We start from the raw sequence: 24062 nt of genomic DNA, 5'->3' as shown, positions 1-24062 counted from the left end.
CCGAGGGAGGAGGCGGGCATGTCCCGCACCACGCGCACGGCGGTGGCGGGGCTGGCCGCGCTGGCGGCGGTCGCCGCGCGCGACCTGCTGCAGCGCGAGCACACGGTGCTGCGCAACTACCCGGTGGTCGGGCACGCCCGGTACCTGCTGGAGACCCTCGGCCCGGAGCTGAGGCAGTACCTCGTCGCCGGCAACAACGAGGAGCGGCCGTTCACCCGCGACCAGCGGCGCTGGGTCTACGCCTCGGCGAAGGGCGAGAACAACTACTTCGGCTTCGGCACCGACAACGACCTCGAGTACACCGCCGGCTACCCGGTCATCAAGCACCGCACGTTCGGCCGCGCGGTGCCGGCCACCCGGGTCCAGACCGGCGAGGGCGCCGGGCTGCCGTGCGCCAAGGTGCTGGGGGCCGCGCGTGGCCGGGCGGCGGCCTTCCGGCCCGCGTCGGTCGTCAACGTCTCCGCGATGAGCTTCGGCTCGCTGTCGCCCGCCGCGGTGGAGGCGCTCAACCGCGGGGCGGCGATGGCCGGGTGCCTGCACAACACGGGGGAGGGCGGGCTCTCCCGCCACCACCGGCACGGTGGCGAGCTCGTCTTCCAGATCGGCACCGCGTACTTCGGGTGCCGCGACGAGCGCGGCCGGTTCGACCTCCAGCGGCTCAAGGACCTGGTCGCCTCCGCACCGGTGCGGGCGTTGGAGATCAAGCTGAGCCAGGGGGCCAAGCCGGGGCTCGGCGGGGTCCTGCCCGCCGCCAAGGTTTCCGCGGAGATCGCCGAGGCCCGCGGCGTGCCGGCCGGCGTCGACTGCATCAGCCCGTCGCGGCACGCGGAGTTCTCCGACGTCGACAGCCTGCTCGACTGGGTGGAGCTGCTGGCCGCGGAGACCGGGCTGCCGGTGGGCGTCAAGTCGGCGGTCGGCGACATGGCGTTCTGGGACGAGCTCACCGGCCTGATGTCCACGACCGGCCGCGGGGTCGACTTCGTGACGATCGACGGCGGGGAGGGCGGCACCGGCGCGGCCCCGCTGATCTTCACCGACTCGGTGTCCCTGCCCTTCCAGCTGGGCTTCGCCCGCGTCTACAGCACCTTCGCGCGGGCCGGGCTCACCGACGACGTCGTCTTCGTGGGCGGCGGGAAGCTCGGGCTGCCCGACAACGCCGTCGTCGCGTTCGCGCTCGGTTGCGACATGGTGAGCATCGCCCGCGAGGCCATGCTCGCGATCGGCTGCATCCAGGCCCAGAAGTGCCACACCGACACCTGCCCGACCGGCGTCGCCACCCAGAACCCGTGGCTGGCCCACGGGCTGGACCCGTCGCTGAAGTCGGTGCGGCTGGCCAACTACGTGCGCACCCTGCGCCGCGACCTGCTCAAGGTCGCCGAGGCGTGCGGGGTGGAGCACCCCGGCCTGATCGGCACCGGATCGGTGGAGGTGCTCACCGGCCGGACGGCGTCCCGTCCGCTGCACGAGGTGTACGGCTACGAGCCCGGCTGGGGGCTGCCGTCCCCGTCCGACCGGGCGGCGATCGCCGCGATCATGGCCGGCGAGTCGGAGCAGGGCGGCAGCGCCCCGCCGTCGCCGGACGCCGTCGGCTGAGGGCGGCGCCCGCGCGGGCCGGGGCGGTCAGCGCCGCAGCTCGGCGACGACGATCGCCTGCGCGGTGTAGAGCAGCCAGTCGTAGCGGGTGCCCCACACCTGCTCCACCGGAACCTCCACCCAGCGGTTGCGGCGACCGGTCCGGCGCAGCGCGGTGAGCCGGGTGAAGCCCAGGGTGCCGGTACGCAGCCCCTCGTCCAGCGCCGGGTTGTAGCCGACGGGGACGGTGCACCAGAGCCGCCCGCCGGGTGCCAGGAGCGAGGTCAGGTGGGCGATCGCGCGGGCCGGCTTGCCGGGGTCCTGCACCTCCTCGTCCAGCCCCACGTGCTCCAGCGTGCTGATGGCGAGCACCAGGTCGAACGGCCCCGGGAGGTCGACGTCGACCACGTCGACGTTCCGGACGCCGGGGGCGCGCTCGTACTTGTCGACGACCGCGTGCGTGACCGGCAGGTAGTGGGCCAGCACGTTGCCCACCTCCAGGACGCGGGCGTCGGGACCGGACTCGGCGAGCGCGCTCGCGGCCAGGGGCACCTCGACGGCGCGCTCGTTGAGCCAGGTGTAGTGGTAGGGCGCCCGCAGGTAGGCGTGCTCGGTGCCGTCGTGCCGGAACGCGGGGCCGCCCGGACGCCCCGCGGAGAGGCGGCCGGCGACCCACAGAGCCGCCCAGGTGGCGCAGTCGGCCACCACGGGGACCGGCCCCCGGTCGCGGGCCTGCTGGGTGATCCGGCGGGCGATCTGCGTCACGGGCATGGCCGGCGAGTCTAGGGCGAGGCGCGCCGTCGTCACGGGCAGGACGGGCGAGATCCCCCTAGGGGGTGCCGCGGAGCAGGTCCTCGAAGGACGTCGTGGGGTCGGCGAACGGGTCGGCCGGGGCGGCGGGCGGCCGGCCGGCGACCAGGTCGGCCAGCTCGCCGGCGGCGCGGTCCACCCGGTCGGCCAGCCCGCGGCCGGCCTCGGTCCCCCCGGCCCAGTCCTCCGAGGCGGCGAACACCCCCGTCGGCACCACGGTGGCCCGGAGGTAGGCGAACAGCGGGCGCATCGCGTGCTCGAGCACCAGCGAGTGCCGGGCGGTGCCGGCGGTGGCGCCGAGCAGCACCGGCTTGCCCACCAGCGCGTCCTTGTCCAGGACGTCGAAGAACGTCTTGAACAGGCCGCTGTAGGAGGCGGAGAACACCGGCGTGACGGCGATGACCGCATCGGCGCCGGCGACCGTGTCGACGGCTGCCTGCAGCGTCTTGTTCGCTAAGCCGGTCAGCAGGTTGTCGGCGAGGTCGCGGGCGTGCTCGCGCAGCTCGACCACCTCCACGGTCGCGGTGATGCCGCGCTCGGCCAGCGCCGCCTGCGCGGCGGCGGTCAGCCGGTCGGCCAGCAACCGGGTCGAGGACGGGTTGCTCAGCCCGGCGCTGACGACGGCGATCGTCCGGGTGCTCATCAGGCCTCCACCTCCTCGCGGGCCTGCCCGGTGACGTCGTCGGCGGGGGCGTGGACCGTGCTGTCCTTGGCCCCGCCGGCGGCGGCGACGCGGGAGGCGTGGGTGGGCGCGTCCGGCACGTGCGCGGGCTTCAGCGCGGCGAACTCCTTGCGCAGCACCGGCACGACCTCCTCGCCGAGCAGGTCCAGCTGCTCCAGCACCGTCTTCAGCGGCAGGCCGGCGTGGTCGATGAGGAACAGCTGGCGCTGGTAGTCGCCGACGTAGTCGCGGAAGCCCAGGGTGCGCTCGATGACCTGCTGGGGGCTGCCCACGGTCAGCGGCGTCTGGGTGCTGAAGTCCTCGAGCGAGGGGCCGTGGCCGTAGACCGGGGCGTTGTCGAAGTACGGCCGGAACTCGTCCACCGCGTCCTGCGACCGCTTGCGCATGAACACCTGCCCGCCGAGGCCGACGATCGCCTGGTCGGCGCTGCCGTGGCCGTAGTGCTCGTACCGGCGGCGGTAGAACTCGACCATCCGCTGGGTGTGCTCCGGCGGCCAGAAGATGTGGTTGTGGAAGAAGCCGTCGCCGTAGTAGGCGGCCTGCTCGGCGATCTGCGGGGAGCGGATCGAGCCGTGCCACACGAACGGCGGGACGCCGTCCAGCGGACGGGGCGTGGAGGTGAAACCCTGCAGCGGCGTGCGGAACCGGCCCTCCCAGTTGACGACGTCCTCGGTCCACAGCCGGCGCAGCAGCGCGTAGTTCTCGACGGCGAGCTCGATGCCGTTGCGGATGTCCTGCCCGAACCACGGGTAGACCGGGCCGGTGTTGCCGCGGCCCATCATCAGGTCGACCCGGCCGTCGGCGAGGTGCTGCAGCATCGCGTAGTCCTCGGCGATCTTCACCGGGTCGTTGGTGGTGATCAGCGTCGTGGACGTCGAGAGCTGGAGCGTGGACGTGTTCGCCGCGATCCACGCCAGCGTGGTGGTGGGGGAGGAGGAGAAGAAGGGCGGGTTGTGGTGCTCGCCCAGGGCGAAGACGTCGAGCCCGACCTCCTCGGCCTTCTGCGCGATGGTGAGGACCGCCTTGATCCGCTCCGCCTCGCTCGGCGTGCGCCCGGTGGTGGGGTCCTGCGTGATGTCGCTGACCGTGAAGATGCCGAACTGCATGACCGTCTCCGTCTAGTTGAGAGTGCAACTACTGGTCGGTCCAACGTGTCGCGCCCCGGATCATTCCCTGCGGTCACGGCCGGGTCACGAGGAGCCGGGTGGGAACCGCTCGGTCCTCGCCGATGGCGTCGTCGGCGTCCTGACCCCTCCGGGCGGTCCGGGCACCTCTGCCGTGATCCGTTCGTCGGAGAGGTGAGAGTCTTCCGGTGGCGGTTGCGAGCCGCCGGAGCCGAACAGGGAGGTCAGCGGTGGACGAGGTCGCCACGAGCGTGCGGATCGACGGCGGGATCGTCGTCGGCCACGACGGTTCCAAGTGCGCGCAGGGGGCGCTGGCCTGGGCCGGCAAGCTGGCCGCCCGCGCCGACATCGACGTGCACGTGGTGCGCGCCTGGTCGATCACGTCCGCCCCGCAGCCGCCGAGCTGGTCGCCGGGCTACGTGCCGCCGCTGGCCGACTTCGCGCAGGCGGTGCACGACGAGCTCACCGCGCACGTGGCCGCGCTCGGCCTCGACCCGAAGGTGCGCGTGACCTGCCACGTCGTCCACCGCCCGGCCGAGCAGGCGCTGATGCAGGCGGCCGAGGGCGCGAGCCTGGTCGTCGTCGGCGCCCGCGGCCGAGGCGGCTTCTCCGGCCTGCTGCTCGGCTCGGTCAGCGACAAGCTGGTGCACCACGCGCCGTGCCCGGTCACGGTCGTCCGCACCGGGGCCACCGGCCGGGAGCTGGACGCGGTGACCGGCGAGAACGCCGCCGTCGACGCCTGAGTTCAGGCCGGCTCGTCGCCGTACACGGCGGTGAGCCACACCCGGAGCAGCACCGGCACGACGTCGTCCTCGGCGACGGCCGGGCCGTCGCCGGTGAAGGCGCCGTAGAGCACCCGCTCGTTCATCGAGGTGAGCGCGATCGCCAGGTCGCGCGCCGCCGGCCCGGCCGGCGCCGCGCCCCTGGCCCGCTCGCCCTCGATGGCGACGGCGCAGCGCTGCACCCAGCGTTCGAACACCTCGGCCCACAGCGCGCGCACCTCCGGGCTGGTCGACCGGGCCTCGGCCCAGGCGACGCTGAGGGCCCGGTGCGCGCGGAAGGTGCCGGCGTAGGCGCCGATCGCCCGCTCCCAGCCCTCGCGCGGGCTCGCGGCCGGGTGTTCGAACGCCGCCCGCATCGCCGCGTCGGCCTCGGCCACCACGCGGTCGAGCAGCGTGAGCAGGACGGCGTCCTTGGACGGGAAGTAGAAGTAGAACGTGGGCCGGCTGATGCCCGCGCCACGAGCCAGGTCGTCCACCGAGATGGCGCTCAGCGGGCGGTCGGCGAGGAGCCGCTCAGCGGTGGCCAGGATGGCCAGCTCGCGGTCGTCCCCCGAGGGGCGCGGTGCGCGCCGCCCGCGCGCCGGGGGCGGGGCGTCGTCCGGGGCTGCCGACACGGGCCGGACACTACCCGCGGCGGGCCGTATCTCAACACCGCGTTGACTCGTTCGACAGTGCGTCGATAGCGTCGCTGCCGCATCGTCCCGCGGCAGCGCCGATCCCCGTCCGCCGGCTCCGGCCGGCCCGTTCCTGGAGGGCCTGCATGGCCACCGAGGTCCCGTCCCCCGCGCCCGCGCCCGGCTCCGCCGCGCTCCCGGAGCACCTCGACGTGCTCGTCGTCGGCGCCGGCCTGTCCGGCATCGGCGCGGCCTGCCACCTGGCCACCGAGCGCCCCGGCACGACGTACGCGGTGCTGGAGTCCCGGGGCGCCATCGGCGGCACCTGGGACCTGTTCCGCTACCCGGGGATCCGGTCGGACTCCGACATGTTCACCCTCGGCTACTCCTTCCGGCCGTGGAACGAGGACCGGGCGATCGCCGACGGCGCCTCGATCCGCCGCTACATCGAGGAGACCGCGCGCGAGTACGGCGTCGTGGACAAGATCCGGTTCCACACGAAGGTGCTGTCGGCCGACTGGTCCAGCGCCGACGCCCGCTGGACCGTGACCGTCGAGCGCACCGACACCGGGGCCACCGGGCAGCTGACCTGCTCATGGCTGCACGTCTGCTCGGGCTACTACCGCTACGACGAGGGCTTCCGGCCGCACTTCGCGGGCGAGGAGCGGTTCACCGGCGAGCTGATCCACCCGCAGCACTGGCCGGCCGACTTCGACGCCACCGGCAAGCGGATCGTGGTCATCGGCAGCGGGGCCACCGCGGTCACCCTGGTGCCCAACCTCGCCGACGACGCCGAGCACGTCACGATGCTGCAGCGCACGCCGAGCTACGTGCTGTCGCTGCCCGGGGAGGACCCGCTCGCGAGGAAGCTGCGCAGCCGGCTGCCGCAGCGCTGGGCCTACCCGATCGTGCGGTGGAAGAGCGTCCTGGGCTCCACCGCGCTCTACCAGTTCAGCCGGCGCTGGCCGTCGGCCGCGCGGAAGCTCATCCGCCGGCTGACCGAGAAGCAGCTGCCCGCCGGCGTCGACGTCGACACGCACTTCAACCCGCCGTACGACCCGTGGGACCAGCGGCTGTGCCTGGTGCCCGACGGCGACCTGTTCCGCAGCCTGCGCCGGGGCAGGGCCTCGATCGTCACCGACCGGATCGCCTCCTTCACCGAGCGGGGGATCGCGCTGGAGTCGGGGCAGCAGCTCGACGCCGACGTCATCGTCACCGCCACGGGCCTGAACCTGCTGCCGGTCGGCGGGATGACGCTGAGCGTCGACGGCGGCGAGGTGAAGCTCGCCGACACCGTCTCCTACAAGGGGATGATGGTCTCCGGCGTCCCGAACTTCACGATGGTCATCGGCTACACGAACGCCTCGTGGACGCTCAAGGCCGACCTGGTCAACCGGTACCTGTGCCGGCTGCTGGCGCACCTGGAGGCCCGCGGCCTGGCCGTGGCCACCGCCGTCGCCCCGCCCGAGGGGGCCGACCAGCCCTTCCTCGACCTGGCCGCCGGCTACGTGCAGCGCAGCCTGGCCGACCTGCCGAAGCAGGGCCGCCGCACGCCGTGGCGGCTGCACCAGAACTACATCCGCGACGTGCGGCTGATGCGGCACGGCTCCGTGGAGGACGAGGGCATCCGGTTCTCCGCCGCACCCGCCCGCACCGAGCAGGCGGCCGCCTGATGCGGCCGTACGCGTTCGCGGGCGGAACCGCGGTCGTCACCGGCGCCGCCAGCGGGATCGGCGAGGCGCTGGCCGAGCAGCTCGCCGACCGGGGCAGCTCCCTGGTGCTCGTCGACCGCGACGCCGACCGGCTGGCCGCTGTCGCCGACCGGATCTGGACCGCGCACCCGGCGCTGGCCGTGGCGACCGAGGTGGTCGACCTCTCCGACGAGGCGGCGACCGACGCGCTGGGCGCGCGGCTGGCCACCGAGCACCCGGGCACGACGCTGCTGGTGAACAACGCGGGCGTGGCGCTGGGCGGCCGCTTCGACCAGGTCACCCTCGAGGAGTTCGACTGGGTGCTGGCGATCAACTTCCGCGCCGTCGTCCGGCTCACCGCCGCGCTGCTGCCGACGCTGAAGTCGCACCCGGGCGCGCACCTGGTCAACGTCTCCAGCGTCTTCGGCATCTTCGCCCCGCCGGGGCAGGCGGCCTACGCGGCGAGCAAGTTCGCCGTCCGCGGTTTCAGCGAGTCGCTGCGGCACGAGCTGGCCGAGAACGAGGTCGGGGTGACCGTCGTGCACCCCGGTGGCATCCGCACCCGCATCGCCGAGTCGGCGCGCACCGGTTCCGGGGTGTCGGTCGCCGAGTACGAGGAGGGCCGGGAGCAGTTCGCCAAGCTGCTGCGGATGCCGCCGGAGAAGGCGGCGGCGCAGATCGTCACCGCCATCGAGAAGCGGCGGCCGCGGCTGCTCATCGGCTGGAGCGCGACGGTGCCCGACCGCCTCGTCCGGCTGGCGCCCGGCCGCTACTGGCGGCTGATCGCCCGCGGGGCCGGCGCGCGCCCGAAGGCCGCTGCGCGAGACTGAGCCCGTGCAGCCCTCCCGAACCGTGCCCGCCGAGTTCATCCGCCGGCACACCCGGCCGGTCGCCTGCTCGCTGGTGCCGGAGGTGCGGCTGCTGGTCGCCGACGACGTCGTGGCCCTGTGGGAGGCGATGGAGACCGAGCAGGGCCGCACCGAGCAGGACCCGCCGTTCTGGGCGGCGGCCTGGCCGGGCGGCCAGGCGCTGGCCCGCTTCGCGCTCGACCACCCGGAGGTGGTGGCCGGCCGCTCGGTGCTCGACCTGGGCGCGGGCAGCGGGCTGGTGTCGGTCGCGGCGCTCATGTCCGGGGCGTCCCGGGTCGTCGCCAGCGACGTCGACCCGTTCGGGCTGGCCGCCGTCCCGCTCAACGCCGAGCTCAACGGCGTCGGCGGGATCCAGGTCGTGGGTGACCTGCTGGGGGAGACGCCTCCGGCCGTCGACGTCGTCCTGGCCGGTGACGTCTGCTACGACCGCACGATGACCGAGCGGGTCCTGCCGTTCCTCGACGCCGCCCGCGCGGCGGGCGCCGAGGTGTACATCGGTGATCCCGGCCGGCCCTACCTGCCGCACCACCGGCTCGCCGAGGCCGCCGCGTACGACGTCGCCGACACCGAGTCCTCGCCCGCCCAGCCCGCCAGGGTGCGCGGGACCACGGTCTGGCGGATGCCCTGACGGCTCGCCGACCTGCGGGTTCCCCGGAAGGGGAGATGCGTCACGGCCGGAATTCCGGTTCCGACGTTGTCACGGATCGATAACAGCGGTTACGTTGGCCCGGTCCGGTGCGCCGCCGTCCTCGACCGAGGGCCGGCTCCCGGGCGCCGCCGAGTCGCCCAGCACGGGCGAGCCGGGGACCCACCGCAGTACTGGGGTGAATCACGCCCGCGGGCCACCAGTCCGCCGGCGGTAGGGCTGCTTCCCGCCCGAACCCGTCAGCTAACTCGGTAGGCGGCTCACGGAAGAACTGGACAGCTGCAGCGCGTCGCCGCCCCCTGGTGGGCGGCTGCTCTGCCGCGCCCTGAGCCCCGGAGCAGACCCTCCCCATGAACCTCCGCACCACCATGACCGCGCGCCGCCGTCCCGCCGCCCTCCTGGCCGTGGCCGCTGCCGGCGCCATCGCCGCCAGCGCGTTCACCGCCGGCGAGCCCGCCGCCCACGCCGACGCGCCGACCGAGACGACGAGCGTCGCGCAGGCGCTCGGCGTCGACGCTCAGGCCGCCCCGGCCGACGACGTCGCGCCGCTCGAGGAACTGGCCGCCAGCCGCAGCGAGCGCGACGCCCAGCAGGCCGCCGCCGCCGAGGCGCAGGCCGTCGCCGAGCAGGCCGAGCGCGACCGGATCGCCGCCGAGGAGGCCGCCGCCCGCGCCGCCGCCGAGGAGGCCGCCCGGGCGGAGGCCGCCCGCGTGGAAGCCGCCCGCCAGGCCGAGGCCCAGGCCGCCGCCGCCGCCGCCCGCCCCGGCCGGGGCACCACCGCCGCCGTCGCACCGGCCGGGTCCTACAAGGACTACGCCATGCAGAAGCTGGGCGGCGCCGGGTCGGAGTTCACCTGCCTCGAGAACCTGTGGGGCAAGGAGAGCGGCTGGAACCCGAACGCGCAGAACCCCTCGAGCACCGCGTACGGGATCGCGCAGTTCCTCGACAGCACCTGGGCCGGCACCGGCATCGCCAAGACCTCGGACGGCTACCGGCAGATCGACGCGGGGCTGATCTACATCAACAACCGCTTCGGCTCGCCCTGCGGCGCGTGGGCGCACTCGCAGGCCAAGGGCTGGTACTGACCCGCTGGGCCCTTGCCGCGCCGAGATCCCGTGATCTCGGCGCACCAGCCCCCGGAGGCGCCGAGATCCCGCGATCTCGGCGCCTCCGGCGTTTCCCGGGCGGTCGGGCTCGACGTCGGCTGGATCAGCCCAGCAGCCCGGCGTGGGCCTTGGCCAGGAGCGCGGTGCGCACGGCGGCGTCGACCTGCTCGCCGAAGGCCGGGTCGCTCTCCGCCTCCGCCTCGACGGCGTCGAGCATCTCGGCGTAGGTGTCGACCGCGACGGTGAGGACCAGCGTCCCCCCGGCGGCGAGGAAGCGGACCGCGCGCTCGCCGACCGGCACGGCGGCCAGCGCCTCGGCCGCGCCGAGGTCGTCGGAGATGACCGGCCCGGCGAAGGCCAGCCGGCCCCGCAGCAGGTCGCCGATCACCACGGGGGAGAAGGCGGCCGGCGCGGACGGGTCGATCTGCGGGTACGTGGCGCTGGACATCATGACCATGGGGTGCGCCGCGGACGTCCGGGTGAGCGTGCCGGCGAAGGCGGTCACCTGGTCGTCGCCGGCGGTCGTGACGGGGTCGACGACGTCGGCGCTCGTGTCGGTGTTCTCCCGGACCCTGCCCAGCCCCGGGAAGTGCTTGAGCGTGGCGGTCACCCGGGCCGCGGCCAGCCCGTCGACGACGGTGCTCGCGGCGGCGGTGACCTCGCCGCCGGTGCTGCCGTACTGCCGGTCGTAGTAGCCGATCGGCTCGTTGCCGGCCTCGGTGCCCGCGGGGACGACGTCGACGACCGGCGCCAGGTTGAGGTTGACGCCGGCCGCGCTCAGGGCGGCGCCCATGCCGTCGGCGAGCGCGCGCAGCTGGTCGGCCGGCAGGTCGCCCTGCTCGGTGGCCGGCGGCAGCTGCTCGAAGCCCTCGCCCTTGAGCGTCTGGACGCTGCCGCCCTCCTGGTCGGCGGCGATCCACAGCCCCGGACCTGGTGCCTGCTCCTGCCAGCCGCCGGTGATGCCGGCGAGGTCGGTCACCGACTGCTCCGGCCGGCCGCGGAGGAACAGCCCGCCCACGCCCTCGGCGGCGAGGTCCGGGCCCCGGTCGAGCTCCTCGGGGGCGAGGCCGACGACGAAGAGCTGGGCGATCTCGGCGCGCCGGTCCAGGCTCTCCAGCGCCGCGGCGACGGCGGACTCCGGGTCGTCGGCCGGAGGAGTGGTGGTCGTCGTCGTGGAGGAGGTCGTCGCGCCCGAGCCCTGGGCCGGCTCGGAGCCGTTGCCGCACGCCGGGAGCAGACCCCCGACCACGAGGCCGAGGAGAGCGACGGTGCGGAGGGCCGGGGAGCGCATGGCGACCACTCTGCCGACCGGACGGCCCGGCGGCAGAACCGGCGCGGGAAGCATGCGACAGCGGGGGAGCGCGGGACGAGCCGAGACCGTCCGGCGATCCGAGCCACCGACGTAGGGTCGCCCTGAACCGGCTGGTGGGCGGCAGGGAGGGCGAGAGCCATGACCGCACGGATGCGTGCGAGCGCCGACGTCCGCACCGCCGAGGGCCTGGCCCGGGTGCGGCACGAGCTCGGCGACCACCGCGAGCGCCCCGGCCGGCGCGACGAGCCGCAGGTCGTCCGGTCGGGAGCCAGCGACGCGGCTCCGGCTCCCGCCTGACGACCGTGCTGCGTGAGACCGCGATCCTGCCCGTGGACCTCCGCGACGTCGACGAGCGGCGGGTGCTGCGGGCCTCGGGGATCCGCGTGGCCAGCGCGTTCGACGCGGGGCTGCCGGCCCTCGACACCGGGCCCGTCCGCAAGGTGGTCGTCGCGCTGTGGGCCGAGCGCGTTCCGCGCCGTGACGAGTCGCTGCCGGGACGGCTGACCCGCGACGACGACGTGCTCGAGATCGGCCGGCGGATCGACGCCGCACAGCTGGCGAGCCTCGATGCGGAGACCCGGGCACGCCGGCTGCTCGACCTGCACCACGAGGCGCTCCGGGCGCTGTGCGGGCGCTACGGCTGGGACGGGGCGCGGTGGACGGTGCGCGCGCCGCGGCGCTGCGCGAGGGGATCGTGGCCCGCCGGCGGACGGGCCCGCGAGCGCACCCCGACGGCCGGTGGACGGTCGAAGCGGAGGGGCACGTCGGCGACGCGGGCCTGCACGTGGTGGTCCGGGTCCGCGACGCTTCCGGGGGCGCGGTGCTCGAAGAGGCCGGCGTGGACCTGCGCGGGAACTGGCACGATCTGCGCGGCCTCCTGCACGCCGTCGCCTGGCGAGGGGGAGTGGCCACCCTCGCGCCGTTGCCCCGGGCTGCGGCGATGCACGGCAGACTGCCCGAGATCGACATGTCGGTCGCCTGAGGCACGTCGGGGTGGAGCGGCTACCGGGGACGGAGGTGGAGCGAGGGTGGAGCCCGTCGACCCCTCGCGTTTCCGGGTCCCCGGGAACGTCGTCGTCGCGAAGGGACGAGCGGACGAGCAGCTGGTCCGGCGCATCGTGGGGACACCCCGGCCGCTGCTCGTGCTCAACCGCGAACTGGGATTCGAGGAGAAGGACTGCCGGGTCCTCCGCGAGGTGGGCCACCGCCTCGTGGGCCTGGAGGTCGTCGGTTCCTTCGACGACGACAGCGACGTCGCGGCGTGCGCCGACCTGGAGGAGCTCAACCTCGGCACCGACTGCCGGGGCGCGGCCCCGTGGGAGTCGCTCCGCTCGCTCACGCACGTGTTCACCGACGCGGATCGGCTCTCCCCGGGCATCGCCGCGCTCGAACGGCTTCGGGACCTGCACGTGCACCAGGTATCGGACGAGGTCGCTGCCCTCATCTCGGGACTTCCGGCGCTGGAGCGGCTGACCCTGACCTCCGCGCGGTTGCGGTCGGTGGCCGCGCTGGCGGGGCTCGCGGACCGCCTCAGGAGCTTGTCCATCCGGCTGGCCCCCCACCTGTCCGGCTTCGAGGCGCTCGCCCGGTTCGACTCGCTGGTGGAACTGGACCTCGAGGCGTGCCGGCACGTCACGGATCTGGACTTCCTGAGCGGTCTGCCGCGGCTGGAGGTCCTCGGCGTGAGCGACTGCGGCGCCGTCGAAGGCCTCCGACCGGTCGAACGGTGCCGCCGTCTCCGCCGGCTCCACTTCTACGGGTCCACGAACGTGCAGGACGGTGATCTGTCGGTCCTGGGCGAGCTGCCCGCGCTGGAACGGGCCTACTTCCAGCGGCGGCGGCACTACACCGGCACACCGGCGCGCTTTCCCTCGACGGAGGACTGACCGCTGTCGCGTCCGCTCGTCGACGGGCCCTACGTTGGGGGCATGAGCGAGCATCCGGAGGCGGGGGAGCGGACGGTCACGGGACGGTTGGTCGGCCGGTCGATCGACGAGTTCGCCCACCAGCTGCGCACCTTCACCGACCGCGCCCGGCACCTCGCGGGCAGCGCCACGGCCCGGCTGCCCCTTCCGGCGCTGCCCAGCCCGCCCGGCGCGCTGTCGGCTGCGCAGGTCAAGGCCATCGCCGACGTGGTCGGTGCCCAGCGCACCTCCATCGCCGCGATGCGAGCCCAGCTCGACGCCTTCGACCAGCAGCTCGAGGTGCTCGAGCGGATCCTCGATCCGCTCGTCGAGTGGAGCGCCACCTGGGCCCGCCTGGAGGAGGCCGTCGGCGACTTCGTCCGCAGCGGCGAGCGCCGGACCGACGGTCAGCACCGCCCCTGACGCGTCACACCCGGTGCACGACCTGCGCCGACACCTGGTCGCGGGCGAGCACGAGCATCGAGTCGACGTTCACGTGCGCCGGCATCGAGGCCACCCAGCGCACGCAGTCGGCGACGTCCTCGGCGGTCAGCGGCGTCATCCCGCGGTAGACCGCGTCGGCCCGTTCGGTGTCTCCGTCGAAGCGCACCAGTGAGAACTGGGTGCGCACCAGGCCGGGGTCGATCTCGGTCACCCGCACCGGCTGCCCGAGCAGCTCGATCCGCAGGACCCGGGTCATCGCCGCCACCGCGTGCTTCGCCGCGTTGTAGCCGGCGCCACCGGAGTACGGCTCGCGCGCGGCGATCGAGCCGACGTTGAGCACCAGCCCGTCGCCCGAGGCGATCAGGCGGGGCAGCAGCGCCTTGGTCACCCGCAGCGTGCCCATCACGTTGGTCTCGTGCATCCAGTACCAGGCGGCCTCGTCGGCGGTGGCCACCGGATCGGCCCCCTTGGCCCCGCCGGCGTTGTTCACCAGCACGTCGCAGCGGGGCACCTCCGCGGCGAACGCCGCGACGGACCGCGGATCGGTCACGCCCAGCGGCAGCGCCCGGCCGCCGCAGGACGCCGCGACCTCCTCCAGCGCGGACAGCCGCCGGGCACCGAGGACGACGTCGTACCCGTCCCCGGCCAGCGCCCGCGCGGTGGCCGCGCCGATCCCGCTGGACGCCCCGGTGACGACGGCGACCCGACGAGTGCTCACGACGACCGACCGTGGCGGCGCAGCAGCCCCGACGCCAGGCGGGCGCCGGCGAAGTCGCCGGCCGCCACCCGCTGGCCCACGGTGCGAGACACCACCCGGTCGGCCAGCGACGGGAGGTGCCGTCCGACCGCCATCTCGATCCGGCCGCGCCGCGTCGTCGCCACGTCCCGCGGGGCCTTCGCCGCGGTCAGCGCCTTCTCCACCGCGTCGACGACGCCCTCCAGCGGCTCGGGCCGGGAGACCTTGTCCAGCGAGAGCCCGGCCTGGCGGGTGCTGTCGTGGATCGGGCTGCGCACCATGCTCGGGTAGACCGTCGAGACGCCGACGTGCGTGCCGACCTCCAGCCGCAGCGCGTCGGCGTACGCGGCCAGCGCGCGCTTGGACACCCCGTACGCGGCGGCCAGCGGCAGCGGCAGCACCGCCATGCGCGAAGCGATGAACACGACCCGGCCCCGGGCTGCTTCCAGGTGGGGCATCGCCGCGGCGGTGACCCGCCACGCGCCGAGCAGGTTCAGCTCCAGCTGGGCGTGCACCTCCTCGTCCGGCGCGAACTCGGCCGGTGCGGGTCCGCCGCGGCCGGCGTTGTTCACCAGCGCGTCGATGCCGCCGAGCAGCTCGGCTGCCTGCTTCACCGCGGCCTCGACCGACTCCGCCGAGGTGAGGTCGCAGGCGAGGACCGGGAACGGCAGGTCGTCACGGGCCACCAGGTCCAGCCCCACGACCGAGGCGCCGTGCGCGGTGAACCGCGCGCCCAGTGCCCGGCCGAAGGTGCCGGCGCCGCCGGTGACCACGATCCGCCGCCCGGCCAGGACATCGGAACCGGCCGCGGCCAGCTCCTGGCCGACCGCGCGCAGGTAGGCGTCGATGTCCAGCCGCATGTGCGGGCGCCGGTCGCCCCAACGCTCCCGGGCGGCGGCCAGCTCCGCCTCGGCCGCGACCCGCGCCTCGGCCGGCTCCGGCACCGGGTAGGTCCCGGTCAGGTGCGCGGCGAGCAGCCGCGACTGCGCCTCGACCACCGGCAGCGCCGAGCCGGTGGACTGCATGAGCCCGATGAAGCTGTGCGAGCGGTCCTCGATCGGGAAGACGTGCCGGTAGAGCAGCAGGCAGGACGGATCCCCGACGACGTCGTCGTCCAGGAACGGGACGACGGCGCGGTAGCCGGTCGCCCAGATGATGACGTCGACCTCGTCGGAGCTGCCGTCGGCGAACTCCACCCGGTCCCCGGCGAAGCGGCTGATGCCCGGTCGGGCGAGGATCCTCCCCTCGGCGACCAGCGCCGGCACCCGGTCGCTGAGCGTCGGGTGGTCCTGCAGCAGCCCCTGCGCCGGCGGCGGCAGCGACGGGCCGGCCGGCAGCGGGGCGGCGAACCGCAGCATCGTCTGCGACACCGTCTGCCGGACCTTCCACGGCAGCAGCGCCGCGAGCGCGCCGTTGAGCTGGTCCGACGGCTTGCCCAGCAGGCGCTTCGGCACGATCCACACGCCGCGGCGGGCGGAGAGCAGCACGCGGTCGGCGACTCCGGCCAGCTCGGCGGAGATGTCCATCGCCGAGTTGCCGGTACCCACGACGAGCACCCGCTTGCCGGCGTACCGGGCGGGGGAGAGGTAGTCGTGCGCGTGCTCCTGCACCCCGGCGAACTCGCCCGGGTACGGCGGCGAGGGCAGCTTCGGCTCGATGTTGTGCCCGTTGGCGACGACGAGGTGGTCGAAGCGCTCCGTCGTCGTCCCGTCCGGGCCGGTCGCGGTGATCTCCCAGCCGGAGCCCGAGCGGCGCGCGGTGTCCACCGTCGTCCGCAGCCGGTAGGCGCCGGTCACGCCGAAGCGGTCGGCGTAGCCCTGCAGGTACTCGACCATCTGCGCCCGGCTGGGGTAGTCCGGCCACTCCTCCGGCATCGGGAAGTCGGCGAACTGGGTGCGCGGCTTGCTGGTGTTGAGCGTCAGGCCCTCGTAGGCGGCCGTGCCCGCGTCGATCCGCCACAGCCCCCCGAGCTCGGCGGCGCGCTCGAAGCCGACGACGGGGACGCCGGCCTCCAGGAGCGCCTTCACCGCGGCGATGCCGGCGGCACCCCCGCCGACGACGGCGGTGCGGGGTGGAGGGGTGGTGCGCGGCATGACGGGTCTCCTCAATCCATCGGGCGATGGAATAAAACCACGCGCCGTCAGGAGGGGGAAGCGTCCGGGTAGAGGCGGTCGATGAAGCGGTGCACGAAGGCGCGGAACTCGCGGCGCTCCCGGGCCGCGCCGACCCCGTCCCTGCCCGCGGCGGCCAGGCTGGTGACGTGGCCGTGCGTGGCCCAGACGAGGCTGCGGACGGTGACGTGCGGCGTCGGCTCGGCGAGCAGCCCCCGGCCACCGGCGGCCAGGAGGGCGTCCTCCACGCGGGAGTAGATGGGCAGCGCGTAGGCCTCGTCCAGCGGCGTGTCGGCGGTCGGGTCCAGCCAGCGGCGCAACCAGAGGAACGTGGTGTGCGGGTGGTCCTCGAGGAAGGTCACGAAGGTCTCCACCAGCTGGTGCAGCGCGGCGAGGGCGTCAGCGCGGTCGCCGGTCACCAGGGCCGAGCGGAGCGCATCGACGTCGGCGTCCAGAGCGTCCCGTTCGGCGGCGAAGACCCGGGCGAAGCAGGCGTCGAGCAACCCGGCCTTGGTCGGGAAGTGGTGGTGGACGCTGGACACGTCGATCCCCACGCGCTCGGCGATGTCGCGCATCGCCACCCCGTCGGCTCCCCGCTCGGCGAACAGGTCGGTGGCCGCGACGAGGATCCGCTCGCGGGTCGGCGGTGCGCCGGCGTCGCGCCGTGGCCGGCCGGGCCCCCGTCGCGTCGCGGCGGCAGTTTCCGGAGACGTCTTCCTCACGCCGTCCAGTGTGGCTACCATCACGCCGCGCAATCAAGCGAGAGAAGGATTTATGAGGACTGTCTCCCCGTCCGTGGCCACGGCGCCGGCTCCGGCCGTCGAGCGCGCCACCCTGGTGCGCTACGCGCTCGGCTCGGCCGGCATGGGCGTCTACGTGACCGTGCCGGGGCTGCTGCTCCTCTACTTCCTCACCGACACGCTCGGCGTCTCGCCGTGGCTGGCCGGCCTCACGCTGCTGGTGCCCAAGGTCGTCGACGTCGTGCTCCACCCGGTCATCGGGACGCTGTCCGACACCGACCGGCGCCGCCGCGGCACCCGCGTCCGGCTGCTGCTCGTCGGCTGCCTGCTCGGTCCGGCGTTCCTCGCCACCTTCGCCGTCCCCGGCGTGGTGGCCGGCTCCCAGTACCTCGCCGCGCTCTGGGTGGGTGGCTGGTTCGTGCTCGGCAACACGCTGTTCGCCAGCTACCAGGTGCCCTACCTGGCCACCCCCACCGACGTGGCGGTCGGCTACGACGAGCGCACCCGGATCATGAGCTTCCGGATGATCGTGCTGACCGTCGGCATCCTCCTCTCCGGCGCGCTCGCCCCGCTGCTGGCCGACGAGGACAGCGGCATCGGCGGCTACGTGGTGATGGCTGCCGCGCTGGGCGCCTTCATGCTCGTGTTCCAGGTCGTGGGCGTCGGTGGCGTGCGCCGGCTGGCCCCGGCCACCGCCCCGGCCGCCGGCGTCCAGCAGCACACGCCGGCCCGGCAGGCGCTCGGCGAGTCGATCAGCGTGCTCAGGGCCAACCCGTCCTTCCGGATCCTGGTCACGAGCTACCTGCTGATGTCGACGACGACGCACCTGGTGCTGGCCGGCCTGCCCTACTTCGCGGAGTACGAGCTGGACCGGCCGGCCTTCACCACGGTTCTCATGGCCCTGTTCATGGCCCCGGCGCTGCTCACCACGCCGTTGTGGTTCCGGGTCTCCCGCCGGCGCGGCAAGCAGCGCTGCCTGCTGGCGGCCCAGGCGATCTTCGTGATCGGCTCCCTGGTGCTGCTGGTCGGCAGCCGGGTGCACCTGGCCGTGGTCCTGCTCGCCACCTTCGCGCTCGGGATCGCGTTCGCGGGCCTGCAGCTGTTCCCGTTCTCGATGGTGCCCGACACCGTGCGGGCCGGGGGAGAGGCGGAGCTCGCCCGCGCGGGCGCGTACACCGGCGTGTGGACGGCGACCGAGGCCGTCGGTGCCGCGGCCGGGCCCTACCTGTACTCGGCGGCGTTGGCGCTCGGCGGGTTCGTGGGCAGCACCGCCGACGAGGACGTCGTGCAGACCGACGGCGCGCGGCTGGCCGTGCTCCTGGGCTTCACGGTGATCTCCGCCGCCGTCATGGGGCTGTCCCTGCTCTCGCAGCGGCGCTACCGCCTCGACGGGGTGGCGCAGAGCGCCCGTGTGCCGGTGGCCTGACGGACCGTCACCAGCCCCCGTCGTCGTCCGCGTCGTCCCGGGGTCGGCGGCGGAGCAGGCCGGTCACCGAGCCGACGCGGGACTGCGCCTGCCGCAGCCCGTGGATCAGCGGCAGCAGGTCGTCGTGGATCCGGCGCAGCGTGTCGGGCACGGTGTCGACGGCCGGGTCGTCGAGCACGCGTCCGACCCGCTCCAGCCCGGGCTTGAGCGCGCGCACCGGCTCCTCCAGCTCCTCGACCAGCTCCTCGAGGCGCTCGGCCATGCGCTGCGCCGCGGCGATCGTCTCCTTCGCGCTGGTCGTGGCCTCGGTCAGCTGCCGCACGGTGCCGTTGAGGTCGGCCAGCGTGCGGGGGAGCTGGGCCAGCGCCTCCGTCTGGGTCTGCAGCAGGGCGAGCAGGTCGCCGAAGCCGGGGATGCGGGGCATGCCGAGCCCGCGGAAGGGATCCACCCCGTCACCGTGGGCGCCGCGACGCCGCCGCGCAAACGGGGGCGGCCCAGCGGCCGCCGTATTCGACCGCTGGACCTCGACCTCCCGTGCTGCCGGCCGCACGGCGGGCCGTGGCGTCCCAGTGCCCCGGCCGGGTCGCGGTCATTCGCAGAGGTCAGCCGGCCGGCAGCTCGCCGGTCTCCACGAAGCGGACGGCGACCTCGCGGACCTTGGTGTTGGTCTCCATCGACACCCGCGCCAGCACCTGGAAGGCCTGGTCCGCGGTGAGCTTGTGCCGCTCCATGAGGATGCCCTTGGCCTGGTCGATGACCGCGCGCGAGTCCAGCGCCGCCTCGAGGTGCTCCGCGCGCTCGACCGCCGCCCGGTACAGGAACATGTTCGAGACCGGGACGACGGCGTAGGCGGCGAACCGGGACACGAGGTCGCGGGTCGCCTGGTCGGCGGGTGCGGCGGCGCGGGCGTACACGTTCAGCGCGCCCCCGACGCCCTCCTGCACCGGCAGCGGCATCGACAGCACGCTGCTGCAGCCGCTCGCGGCGGCGTGCGCGCCGAACTCCTGCCAGGCGTCGGGCCGGTGCGTGTCCGGGAGGAGGGACAGCCGGCCGGTCGACGCGGCCGCCACGCACGGGCCCTCCTCGCCCCGGTACTGGAACTGGTCCAGGGCCACGGCCAGGTCGTCGCTGGCGGCCACCGTGGAGAAGCGGCCGTCCTGGCGGATGGTCACCGACGTGATCGGCTCGCCGGGCAGGACACGGGCGGCGAGCTCGGTGACCGTCCCGACCAGCGACTCGAGGGAGTGCTCGGCGAAGGCGATGCGGCCCAGCTCGTCGAAGGCGGTCTGGACGGCGGCGACGTCCGGGGCCGTGGCGCCGGGTACGTCGTCGGGGCGAGTCACGTGGTGGAACTCCGTGTGGTGTGCACCGGACGAATCCGTGCCGGCGGTCAGTGGCGCGACCCCGGGGGTTCCAGGGCCTCGTCAGATCTCGGGGCGGGGCCCCGTGGTGCACGCCGGCTGTGTGACGCACTCGCCCGAGCAGCATAGACGGGCAGCGCCGCGCCGCTGCCCGGGCACGGGGCCCGGCCGCGCCGGATCGACGGCGACCGGCGTCAGGCCGGCGAGAACTCCACCGGCGCCCGGTCGTCGAGCGCGAGCAGCCCCCACATCCGCCGCAGCAGCGACGACGCGCCACGAAGCTCCAGCGACGACCCCCGGCCGCCGAGCTCGACCGCCCAGCGGGCGATCACGCGCAGACCCGCGGCGCCGACGAAGCCCAGCCCGCCGACGTCCAGGACGGCGCGGGCACCCGCCGGGGTGGCGGCCAGCAGGGCCGCCAGCCGGTCGGCGTCGAACGCGTCGACCTCGCCGGCCAGCACCACGCGGTCGCGTTCGAAGAAGACCCGGAACGGCACCGACCGCGGGTTCGCGCGCACGACGGGGTGGGCCGCCGCGACGGCGCCCAGCGGCGCGGGCGGCAGGTCCGAGCGGTAGGTGCACATCGCCGACATGCCGCCGTCGGTGGCCATGAACTCGTCGGCCACGTGCTCCCAGCGGGCGAGCTCGTCGGCGTGCCGCGGATCGGCGGCGAGAGCGCTCATCTCGGCGACGACGCGCAGGCCGGTGAACCCGTCTGCCCGCGCCCGGTGGGTGGCGGCCTCGTACCAGGCCCGCTGGCGGGCGACGGTGAACTCCTCGCTGGCGGCGTAGGCGTCGTCGACGCCGAGCACCTCCAGCGCGCCGTCGGCCCGCAGCCGCGCCGCGTCCAGCTGCGCCGGGTCGCCGTCCAGGGCGGCGATCGCGCGGGCGCCGATCACCAGCAGGCGCTCGCCGCGGGCCGCGCCGCCGGCCAGGAACTGCCGGACCGCGGCGTCGAAGCCGGGGTCGTGCTCGTCGTGCACCCAGCACACGTGGTCGGCGGGGCACGCCTCGGGCAGCTCCGAGAGCAGACCCGATGCACGCATCTCCCGACCGTAGGCCCCCGGGGCCCGCACGGACAGGGTCCGCGCGGGAAACCCCGGAAAACCTCAGAGCGAACGGAGGATGTCCTCGACCCGCTCCCGGGCATCGCCGAACAGCATCCGGCTGTTCTCGCGGAAGAACAGCGGGTTCTGGACGCCGGCGTACCCGGTGCTCATCGACCGCTTGAACACCACGACCCGCTCGGCCTCCCACACCCGCAGCACCGGCATCCCGGCGATCGGGCTGCCCGGGTCCTCGGCCGCGGCCGGGTTGACCGTGTCGTTCGCGCCGATGACGAGGACGACGGAGGTGCCGGCGAGGTCGTCGTTGATCTCGTCCATCTCGAGGACGACGTCGTAGGGCACCTTGGCCTCGGCCAGCAGGACGTTCATGTGCCCGGGCAGCCGGCCGGCGACCGGGTGGATGCCGAAGCGCACGTCGACGCCCTTGTCGGTGAGCTTGCGGGTGAGCTCGGCGACCGCGCCCTGCGCCTGGGCCACCGCCATGCCGTAGCCGGGGGTGATGACCACCGAGTCGGCGTCGCGGAGCAGCTCGGCGACCTCCTCGGCGGTGATTTCGGTGTGCTCGCCGTAGTCGGTGTCCGACGACGCCGTGCCGCCCTCGTTGCCGAACCCGCCGGCGATGACCGACAGGAACGAGCGGTTCATCGCCTTGCACATGATGTAGCTGAGGTAGGCACCGGAGGAGCCGACCAGCGCGCCGGTGATGATCAGCAGGTCGTTGCCGAGCAGGAAGCCCGAGGCCGCGGCGGCCCAGCCGGAGTAGCTGTTGAGCATCGAGACGACGACGGGCATGTCGCCGCCGCCGATCGAGGCGACCAGGTGCCAGCCCAGCGCCAGCGCCAGCACGGTGAGGACCGCGAGCACCGGCAGGTTGGGCTCGGCGACGAAGACGACGGTGAGCACGGCGAAGGCCGCGAGCGCGCCGAGGTTGAGCCAGTTCTTGGCGGGCAGCACGAGCGGGTTGCTCTTGATCCGCCCCGAGAGCTTGAGGAAGGCGACGATCGAGCCGGTGAAGGTCACCGCGCCGATGAAGACACCGATCGCCACCTCGCCGGAGTGGATGCCCAGCAGGTCGGCGGAGACCTCGGTCTGGTTCTCCAGGTCCGCCTCGACGGACAGGTAGCCGTTCCAGCCGACGAGCACGGCGGCCAGGCCGACGAAGCTGTGCAGGATCGCGATCAGCTCGGGCATGCCGGTCATCTCGACCCTGGCCGCGCGCCACAGGCCGATGGCGGCGCCGATGACGACGGCGACGACCAGCAGGGTGGCGCCGGTGCCGGAGATGCCGTGGTCGGCGGCCAGGGCGACGGTCGCGGCCAGGGCGATGACCATGCCGGCCATCCCGTAGGCGTTGCCGGCCTTGGCCGTCTCGTGCTTCGACAGCCCGGCCAGGCTGAGGATGAACAGCAGCGCGGCGACGATGTAGGCCGCGGAGGCGGCGCCGGTCACGGTCATCGGGCCGGCCCCCGGGTGAACATGCCCAGCATGCGGCGGGTGACGGCGAAACCGCCGAACACGTTGATGCTGGCGACGAGGATCGCGACGAAGGCCAGCGTGGTGACGACGGCGTCGTCGTGGCCGATCTGCAGGAGCGCGCCGACGACGATGATCCCGGAGATGGCGTTGGTCACCGACATCAGCGGGGTGTGCAGCGCGTGGTGCACGTGCCCGATGACGTAGAAGCCGACGACGACGGCGAGCGCGAACACGGTCAGGTGCTGGACCAGCTCGTTCGGGGCGAACCCGGCGAGCAGGAAGAGCACCGCGGCGGCGGCGCCGACGAGCGCGAACCGCCGTCCCGGCTTCGGTGGCTCCGGTGGGGGAGCCGGTTCCCTCGGTGCGGGAGCGGCGGGCGCGGGTGCGGCGGACACCTGCACCGGCGGCGGGGGCCAGGTCTTCTCGCCCTCGCGCACCACGGTCATCGCCCGCTGCACGACGTCGTCGAAGTCGAGGACCAGCAGGCCGTCCTTGCCCGGCGTGAGCAGCTTGAGCAGGTTGACCAGGTTGGTGCCGTACAGCTGCGAGGCCTGGGCCGGCAGCCGGGCGGGCAGGTCGGTGTAGCCGATGATCGACACGCCGTTCGGCGTCACCACGATCTCGTCGGGCACCGAGCCCGCGACGTTGCCGCCCTGGGCGGCGGCCATGTCGACGATCACCGACCCCGAGCGCATCGAGGCGAGCATCTCCTCGGTGATCAGCCGCGGCGCCGGGCGGCCAGGGATCAGCGCCGTGGTGATGATGATGTCGACGTCGCGCGCCTGCTCGGCGTACATCTCCGCGGCGCGGCGGTTGAAGTCCTCGCCCATCTCGCGGGCGTAGCCGTCGGCGCTGACCTCCTGCTCGCCGGCGGGGACCGCGACGTACTCGCCGCCCAGGGAGCGGACCTGCTCGGCCACCTCGGGCCGGACGTCGGTCGCGCGCACGATCGCCCCGAGGCTGCTGGCCGCGCCGATCGCGGCCAGCCCGGCCACGCCGGCACCGGCGACGAGCACCTTGGCCGGGGGCACCTTGCCGGCCGCGGTGACCTGGCCGGTGAAGAACCGGCCGAAGACGTGCGCGGCCTCCACGACGGCGCGGTAGCCGGCGATGTTGGCCATGGAGCTCAGCACGTCCAGCGACTGCGCGCGGGAGATGCGGGGGACGGCGTCCATCGCCAGCACCGTGATGGGCCGGGCGGCCAGGGCGTCGACCAGCTCCGGGTTCAGCGCCGGGCCGATCAGGCTGATCAGGGTCGCGCCGTCGCGCAGCCGGCCGATCTCCTCGACCGCCGGCGCGTTGACCCGGAGGACGACGTCGGCCCCCCAGGCCTCCCCGGCGCTGCAGGTCCGCGCGCCGGCAGCGGCGTAGGCCTCGTCGGGGAAGCTGCTGGCCTCGCCCGCCCCGCCCTCGACGACCACCTCGTAGCCGAGGCCGACCAGCTGGGCGACCGTGGTCGGGGTGGCGGCCACCCGTGTCTCGCGGGCGCGGGTCTCGCGCGGGATCCCGATCTGCAACGTGCGCTCCAATCGGCTGGCGGGCGTCGTTGCCCGTCACCAGTGGGGTGGTGCTGCAATCCGGTCGGATCA

Annotated in this window: 24 protein-coding genes and 1 riboswitch; of the genes, 11 read left to right on the top strand and 13 right to left on the bottom strand. The window is 74.4% G+C overall.

The features are described from left to right. Positions 1-18: 18 nt before the first annotated feature. Positions 19-1593 carry an FMN-binding glutamate synthase family protein gene (locus DQ241_RS11610; protein WP_113830313.1) on the top strand — a complete coding sequence of 525 codons (1575 nt, stop codon included), beginning with the start codon at positions 19-21 and terminating at the stop codon, positions 1591-1593. A 27-nt stretch (positions 1594-1620) separates the two neighbouring features. On the opposite strand, the gene DQ241_RS11605 is transcribed toward DQ241_RS11610, so the two are convergent. From DQ241_RS11605 to DQ241_RS11595, 3 genes are read right to left on the bottom strand one after another with little or no spacing between them, the layout of a single operon-like run. Next, on the bottom strand, positions 1621-2343 hold the full coding sequence (locus DQ241_RS11605; protein WP_113830312.1) for a hypothetical protein: 723 nt from the start codon (positions 2341-2343) through the stop codon (positions 1621-1623). Between the two features lie 58 nt (positions 2344-2401). Continuing rightward, positions 2402-3025 carry an FMN reductase gene (locus tag DQ241_RS11600; RefSeq protein WP_113830311.1) on the bottom strand — a complete coding sequence of 208 codons (624 nt, stop codon included), beginning with the start codon at positions 3023-3025 and terminating at the stop codon, positions 2402-2404. Then, entirely contained in the window at positions 3025-4170 is a 1146-nt protein-coding gene (locus tag DQ241_RS11595; RefSeq protein ID WP_113830310.1) for an LLM class flavin-dependent oxidoreductase, read from the bottom strand. Before DQ241_RS11595 ends, DQ241_RS11600 begins: the two co-directional genes overlap by 1 nt. 248 nt (positions 4171-4418) lie before the next feature. Here DQ241_RS11595 and DQ241_RS11590 point away from each other — a divergent pair, with 248 nt between their 5' ends. Continuing rightward, positions 4419-4931, top strand: a complete 513-nt coding sequence (locus DQ241_RS11590) for a universal stress protein (RefSeq protein ID WP_113830309.1) — start codon at positions 4419-4421, stop codon at positions 4929-4931. A gap of 2 nt (positions 4932-4933) precedes the next feature. Here the strand turns inward: DQ241_RS11590 and DQ241_RS11585 are convergent, their stop codons facing one another. Next, a complete protein-coding gene (locus DQ241_RS11585; protein WP_113830308.1) occupies positions 4934-5584 on the bottom strand; it encodes a TetR/AcrR family transcriptional regulator in 651 nt (216 codons plus the stop codon). 146 nt (positions 5585-5730) lie between these two features. On the opposite strand from DQ241_RS11585, the gene DQ241_RS11580 reads away from it, so the two are divergent. The 4 genes from DQ241_RS11580 (at position 5731) to DQ241_RS11565 (ending at position 9875) form a co-directional block, all read left to right on the top strand. Then, positions 5731-7257, top strand: coding sequence for an NAD(P)/FAD-dependent oxidoreductase (locus tag DQ241_RS11580; protein WP_113830307.1), 1527 nt, complete (start codon positions 5731-5733; stop codon positions 7255-7257). Further along, positions 7257-8105 carry an SDR family oxidoreductase gene (locus DQ241_RS11575; protein ID WP_113830306.1) on the top strand — a complete coding sequence of 283 codons (849 nt, stop codon included), beginning with the start codon at positions 7257-7259 and terminating at the stop codon, positions 8103-8105. Before DQ241_RS11580 ends, DQ241_RS11575 begins: the two co-directional genes overlap by 1 nt. A gap of 4 nt (positions 8106-8109) precedes the next feature. Further along, entirely contained in the window at positions 8110-8772 is a 663-nt protein-coding gene (locus DQ241_RS11570; protein WP_113830305.1) for a methyltransferase, read from the top strand. Positions 8773-8909: 137 nt separating this feature from the next. Further along, a riboswitch (cyclic di-AMP (ydaO/yuaA leader) is annotated at positions 8910-9063 on the top strand. A 77-nt stretch (positions 9064-9140) separates the two neighbouring features. Beyond that, positions 9141-9875: a transglycosylase SLT domain-containing protein gene (locus DQ241_RS11565; protein WP_113830304.1), complete on the top strand. Its 735-nt coding sequence runs from the start codon at positions 9141-9143 to the stop codon at positions 9873-9875. Positions 9876-9999: 124 nt separating this feature from the next. Here DQ241_RS11565 and DQ241_RS11560 read toward each other — a convergent pair whose 3' ends face one another. After that, positions 10000-11187, bottom strand: a complete 1188-nt coding sequence (locus DQ241_RS11560; protein ID WP_113830415.1) for a glycoside hydrolase family 3 N-terminal domain-containing protein — start codon at positions 11185-11187, stop codon at positions 10000-10002. A gap of 159 nt (positions 11188-11346) precedes the next feature. On the opposite strand from DQ241_RS11560, the gene DQ241_RS20585 reads away from it, so the two are divergent. The 4 genes from DQ241_RS20585 (at position 11347) to DQ241_RS11545 (ending at position 13535) form a co-directional block, all read left to right on the top strand. Continuing rightward, entirely contained in the window at positions 11347-11505 is a 159-nt protein-coding gene (locus tag DQ241_RS20585; RefSeq protein WP_158545921.1) for a hypothetical protein, read from the top strand. A 358-nt stretch (positions 11506-11863) separates the two neighbouring features. Beyond that, the gene (locus tag DQ241_RS11555; RefSeq protein WP_147252367.1) at positions 11864-12190 is read left to right on the top strand and encodes a hypothetical protein; all 327 of its coding nucleotides are present in this window, start codon (positions 11864-11866) and stop codon (positions 12188-12190) included. Between the two features lie 46 nt (positions 12191-12236). After that, complete coding sequence (locus DQ241_RS11550; protein WP_113830302.1) at positions 12237-13094, top strand: leucine-rich repeat domain-containing protein; 858 nt, start codon at positions 12237-12239, stop codon at positions 13092-13094. Positions 13095-13136: 42 nt separating this feature from the next. Continuing rightward, a complete protein-coding gene (locus DQ241_RS11545; protein WP_113830301.1) occupies positions 13137-13535 on the top strand; it encodes a hypothetical protein in 399 nt (132 codons plus the stop codon). 4 nt (positions 13536-13539) lie between these two features. Here DQ241_RS11545 and DQ241_RS11540 read toward each other — a convergent pair whose 3' ends face one another. The 3 genes from DQ241_RS11540 to DQ241_RS11530 are packed head-to-tail and all read right to left on the bottom strand — an operon-like array spanning position 13540 to position 17125. Then, positions 13540-14274: an SDR family NAD(P)-dependent oxidoreductase gene (locus DQ241_RS11540; RefSeq protein WP_113830300.1), complete on the bottom strand. Its 735-nt coding sequence runs from the start codon at positions 14272-14274 to the stop codon at positions 13540-13542. Next, entirely contained in the window at positions 14271-16385 is a 2115-nt protein-coding gene (locus tag DQ241_RS11535; protein WP_113830299.1) for an SDR family NAD(P)-dependent oxidoreductase, read from the bottom strand. Before DQ241_RS11535 ends, DQ241_RS11540 begins: the two co-directional genes overlap by 4 nt. A 47-nt stretch (positions 16386-16432) precedes the next feature. Next, complete coding sequence (locus DQ241_RS11530) at positions 16433-17125, bottom strand: TetR/AcrR family transcriptional regulator (protein WP_199584418.1); 693 nt, start codon at positions 17123-17125, stop codon at positions 16433-16435. Positions 17126-17177: 52 nt separating this feature from the next. On the opposite strand from DQ241_RS11530, the gene DQ241_RS11525 reads away from it, so the two are divergent. Next, positions 17178-18569 carry an MFS transporter gene (locus DQ241_RS11525; protein ID WP_113830298.1) on the top strand — a complete coding sequence of 464 codons (1392 nt, stop codon included), beginning with the start codon at positions 17178-17180 and terminating at the stop codon, positions 18567-18569. 7 nt (positions 18570-18576) lie between these two features. On the opposite strand, the gene DQ241_RS11520 is transcribed toward DQ241_RS11525, so the two are convergent. From DQ241_RS11520 to DQ241_RS11500, 5 genes are all read right to left on the bottom strand, one after another. Next, entirely contained in the window at positions 18577-19017 is a 441-nt protein-coding gene (locus tag DQ241_RS11520; RefSeq protein WP_113830297.1) for a hypothetical protein, read from the bottom strand. 154 nt (positions 19018-19171) lie between these two features. Beyond that, entirely contained in the window at positions 19172-19912 is a 741-nt protein-coding gene (locus DQ241_RS11515; RefSeq protein WP_233492377.1) for a GAF and ANTAR domain-containing protein, read from the bottom strand. Between the two features lie 212 nt (positions 19913-20124). Continuing rightward, positions 20125-20976, bottom strand: a complete 852-nt coding sequence (locus DQ241_RS11510; protein ID WP_147252366.1) for an MEDS domain-containing protein — start codon at positions 20974-20976, stop codon at positions 20125-20127. Positions 20977-21039: 63 nt separating this feature from the next. Further along, complete coding sequence (pntB, locus tag DQ241_RS11505; RefSeq protein ID WP_113830295.1) at positions 21040-22452, bottom strand: Re/Si-specific NAD(P)(+) transhydrogenase subunit beta; 1413 nt, start codon at positions 22450-22452, stop codon at positions 21040-21042. Continuing rightward, on the bottom strand, positions 22449-23990 hold the full coding sequence (locus tag DQ241_RS11500; protein WP_113830412.1) for a Re/Si-specific NAD(P)(+) transhydrogenase subunit alpha: 1542 nt from the start codon (positions 23988-23990) through the stop codon (positions 22449-22451). Before DQ241_RS11500 ends, pntB begins: the two co-directional genes overlap by 4 nt. Between the last annotated feature and the right edge of the window lie 72 nt (positions 23991-24062).

The sequence above is a fragment of the Blastococcus sp. TF02A-30 genome, assembly GCF_003319185.1.
In the GTDB taxonomy this organism is placed as follows: domain Bacteria; phylum Actinomycetota; class Actinomycetes; order Mycobacteriales; family Geodermatophilaceae; genus Blastococcus.
Note: the sequence above shows the minus strand (reverse complement) of the source record. Positions and strands in the feature narration are given on the sequence as shown.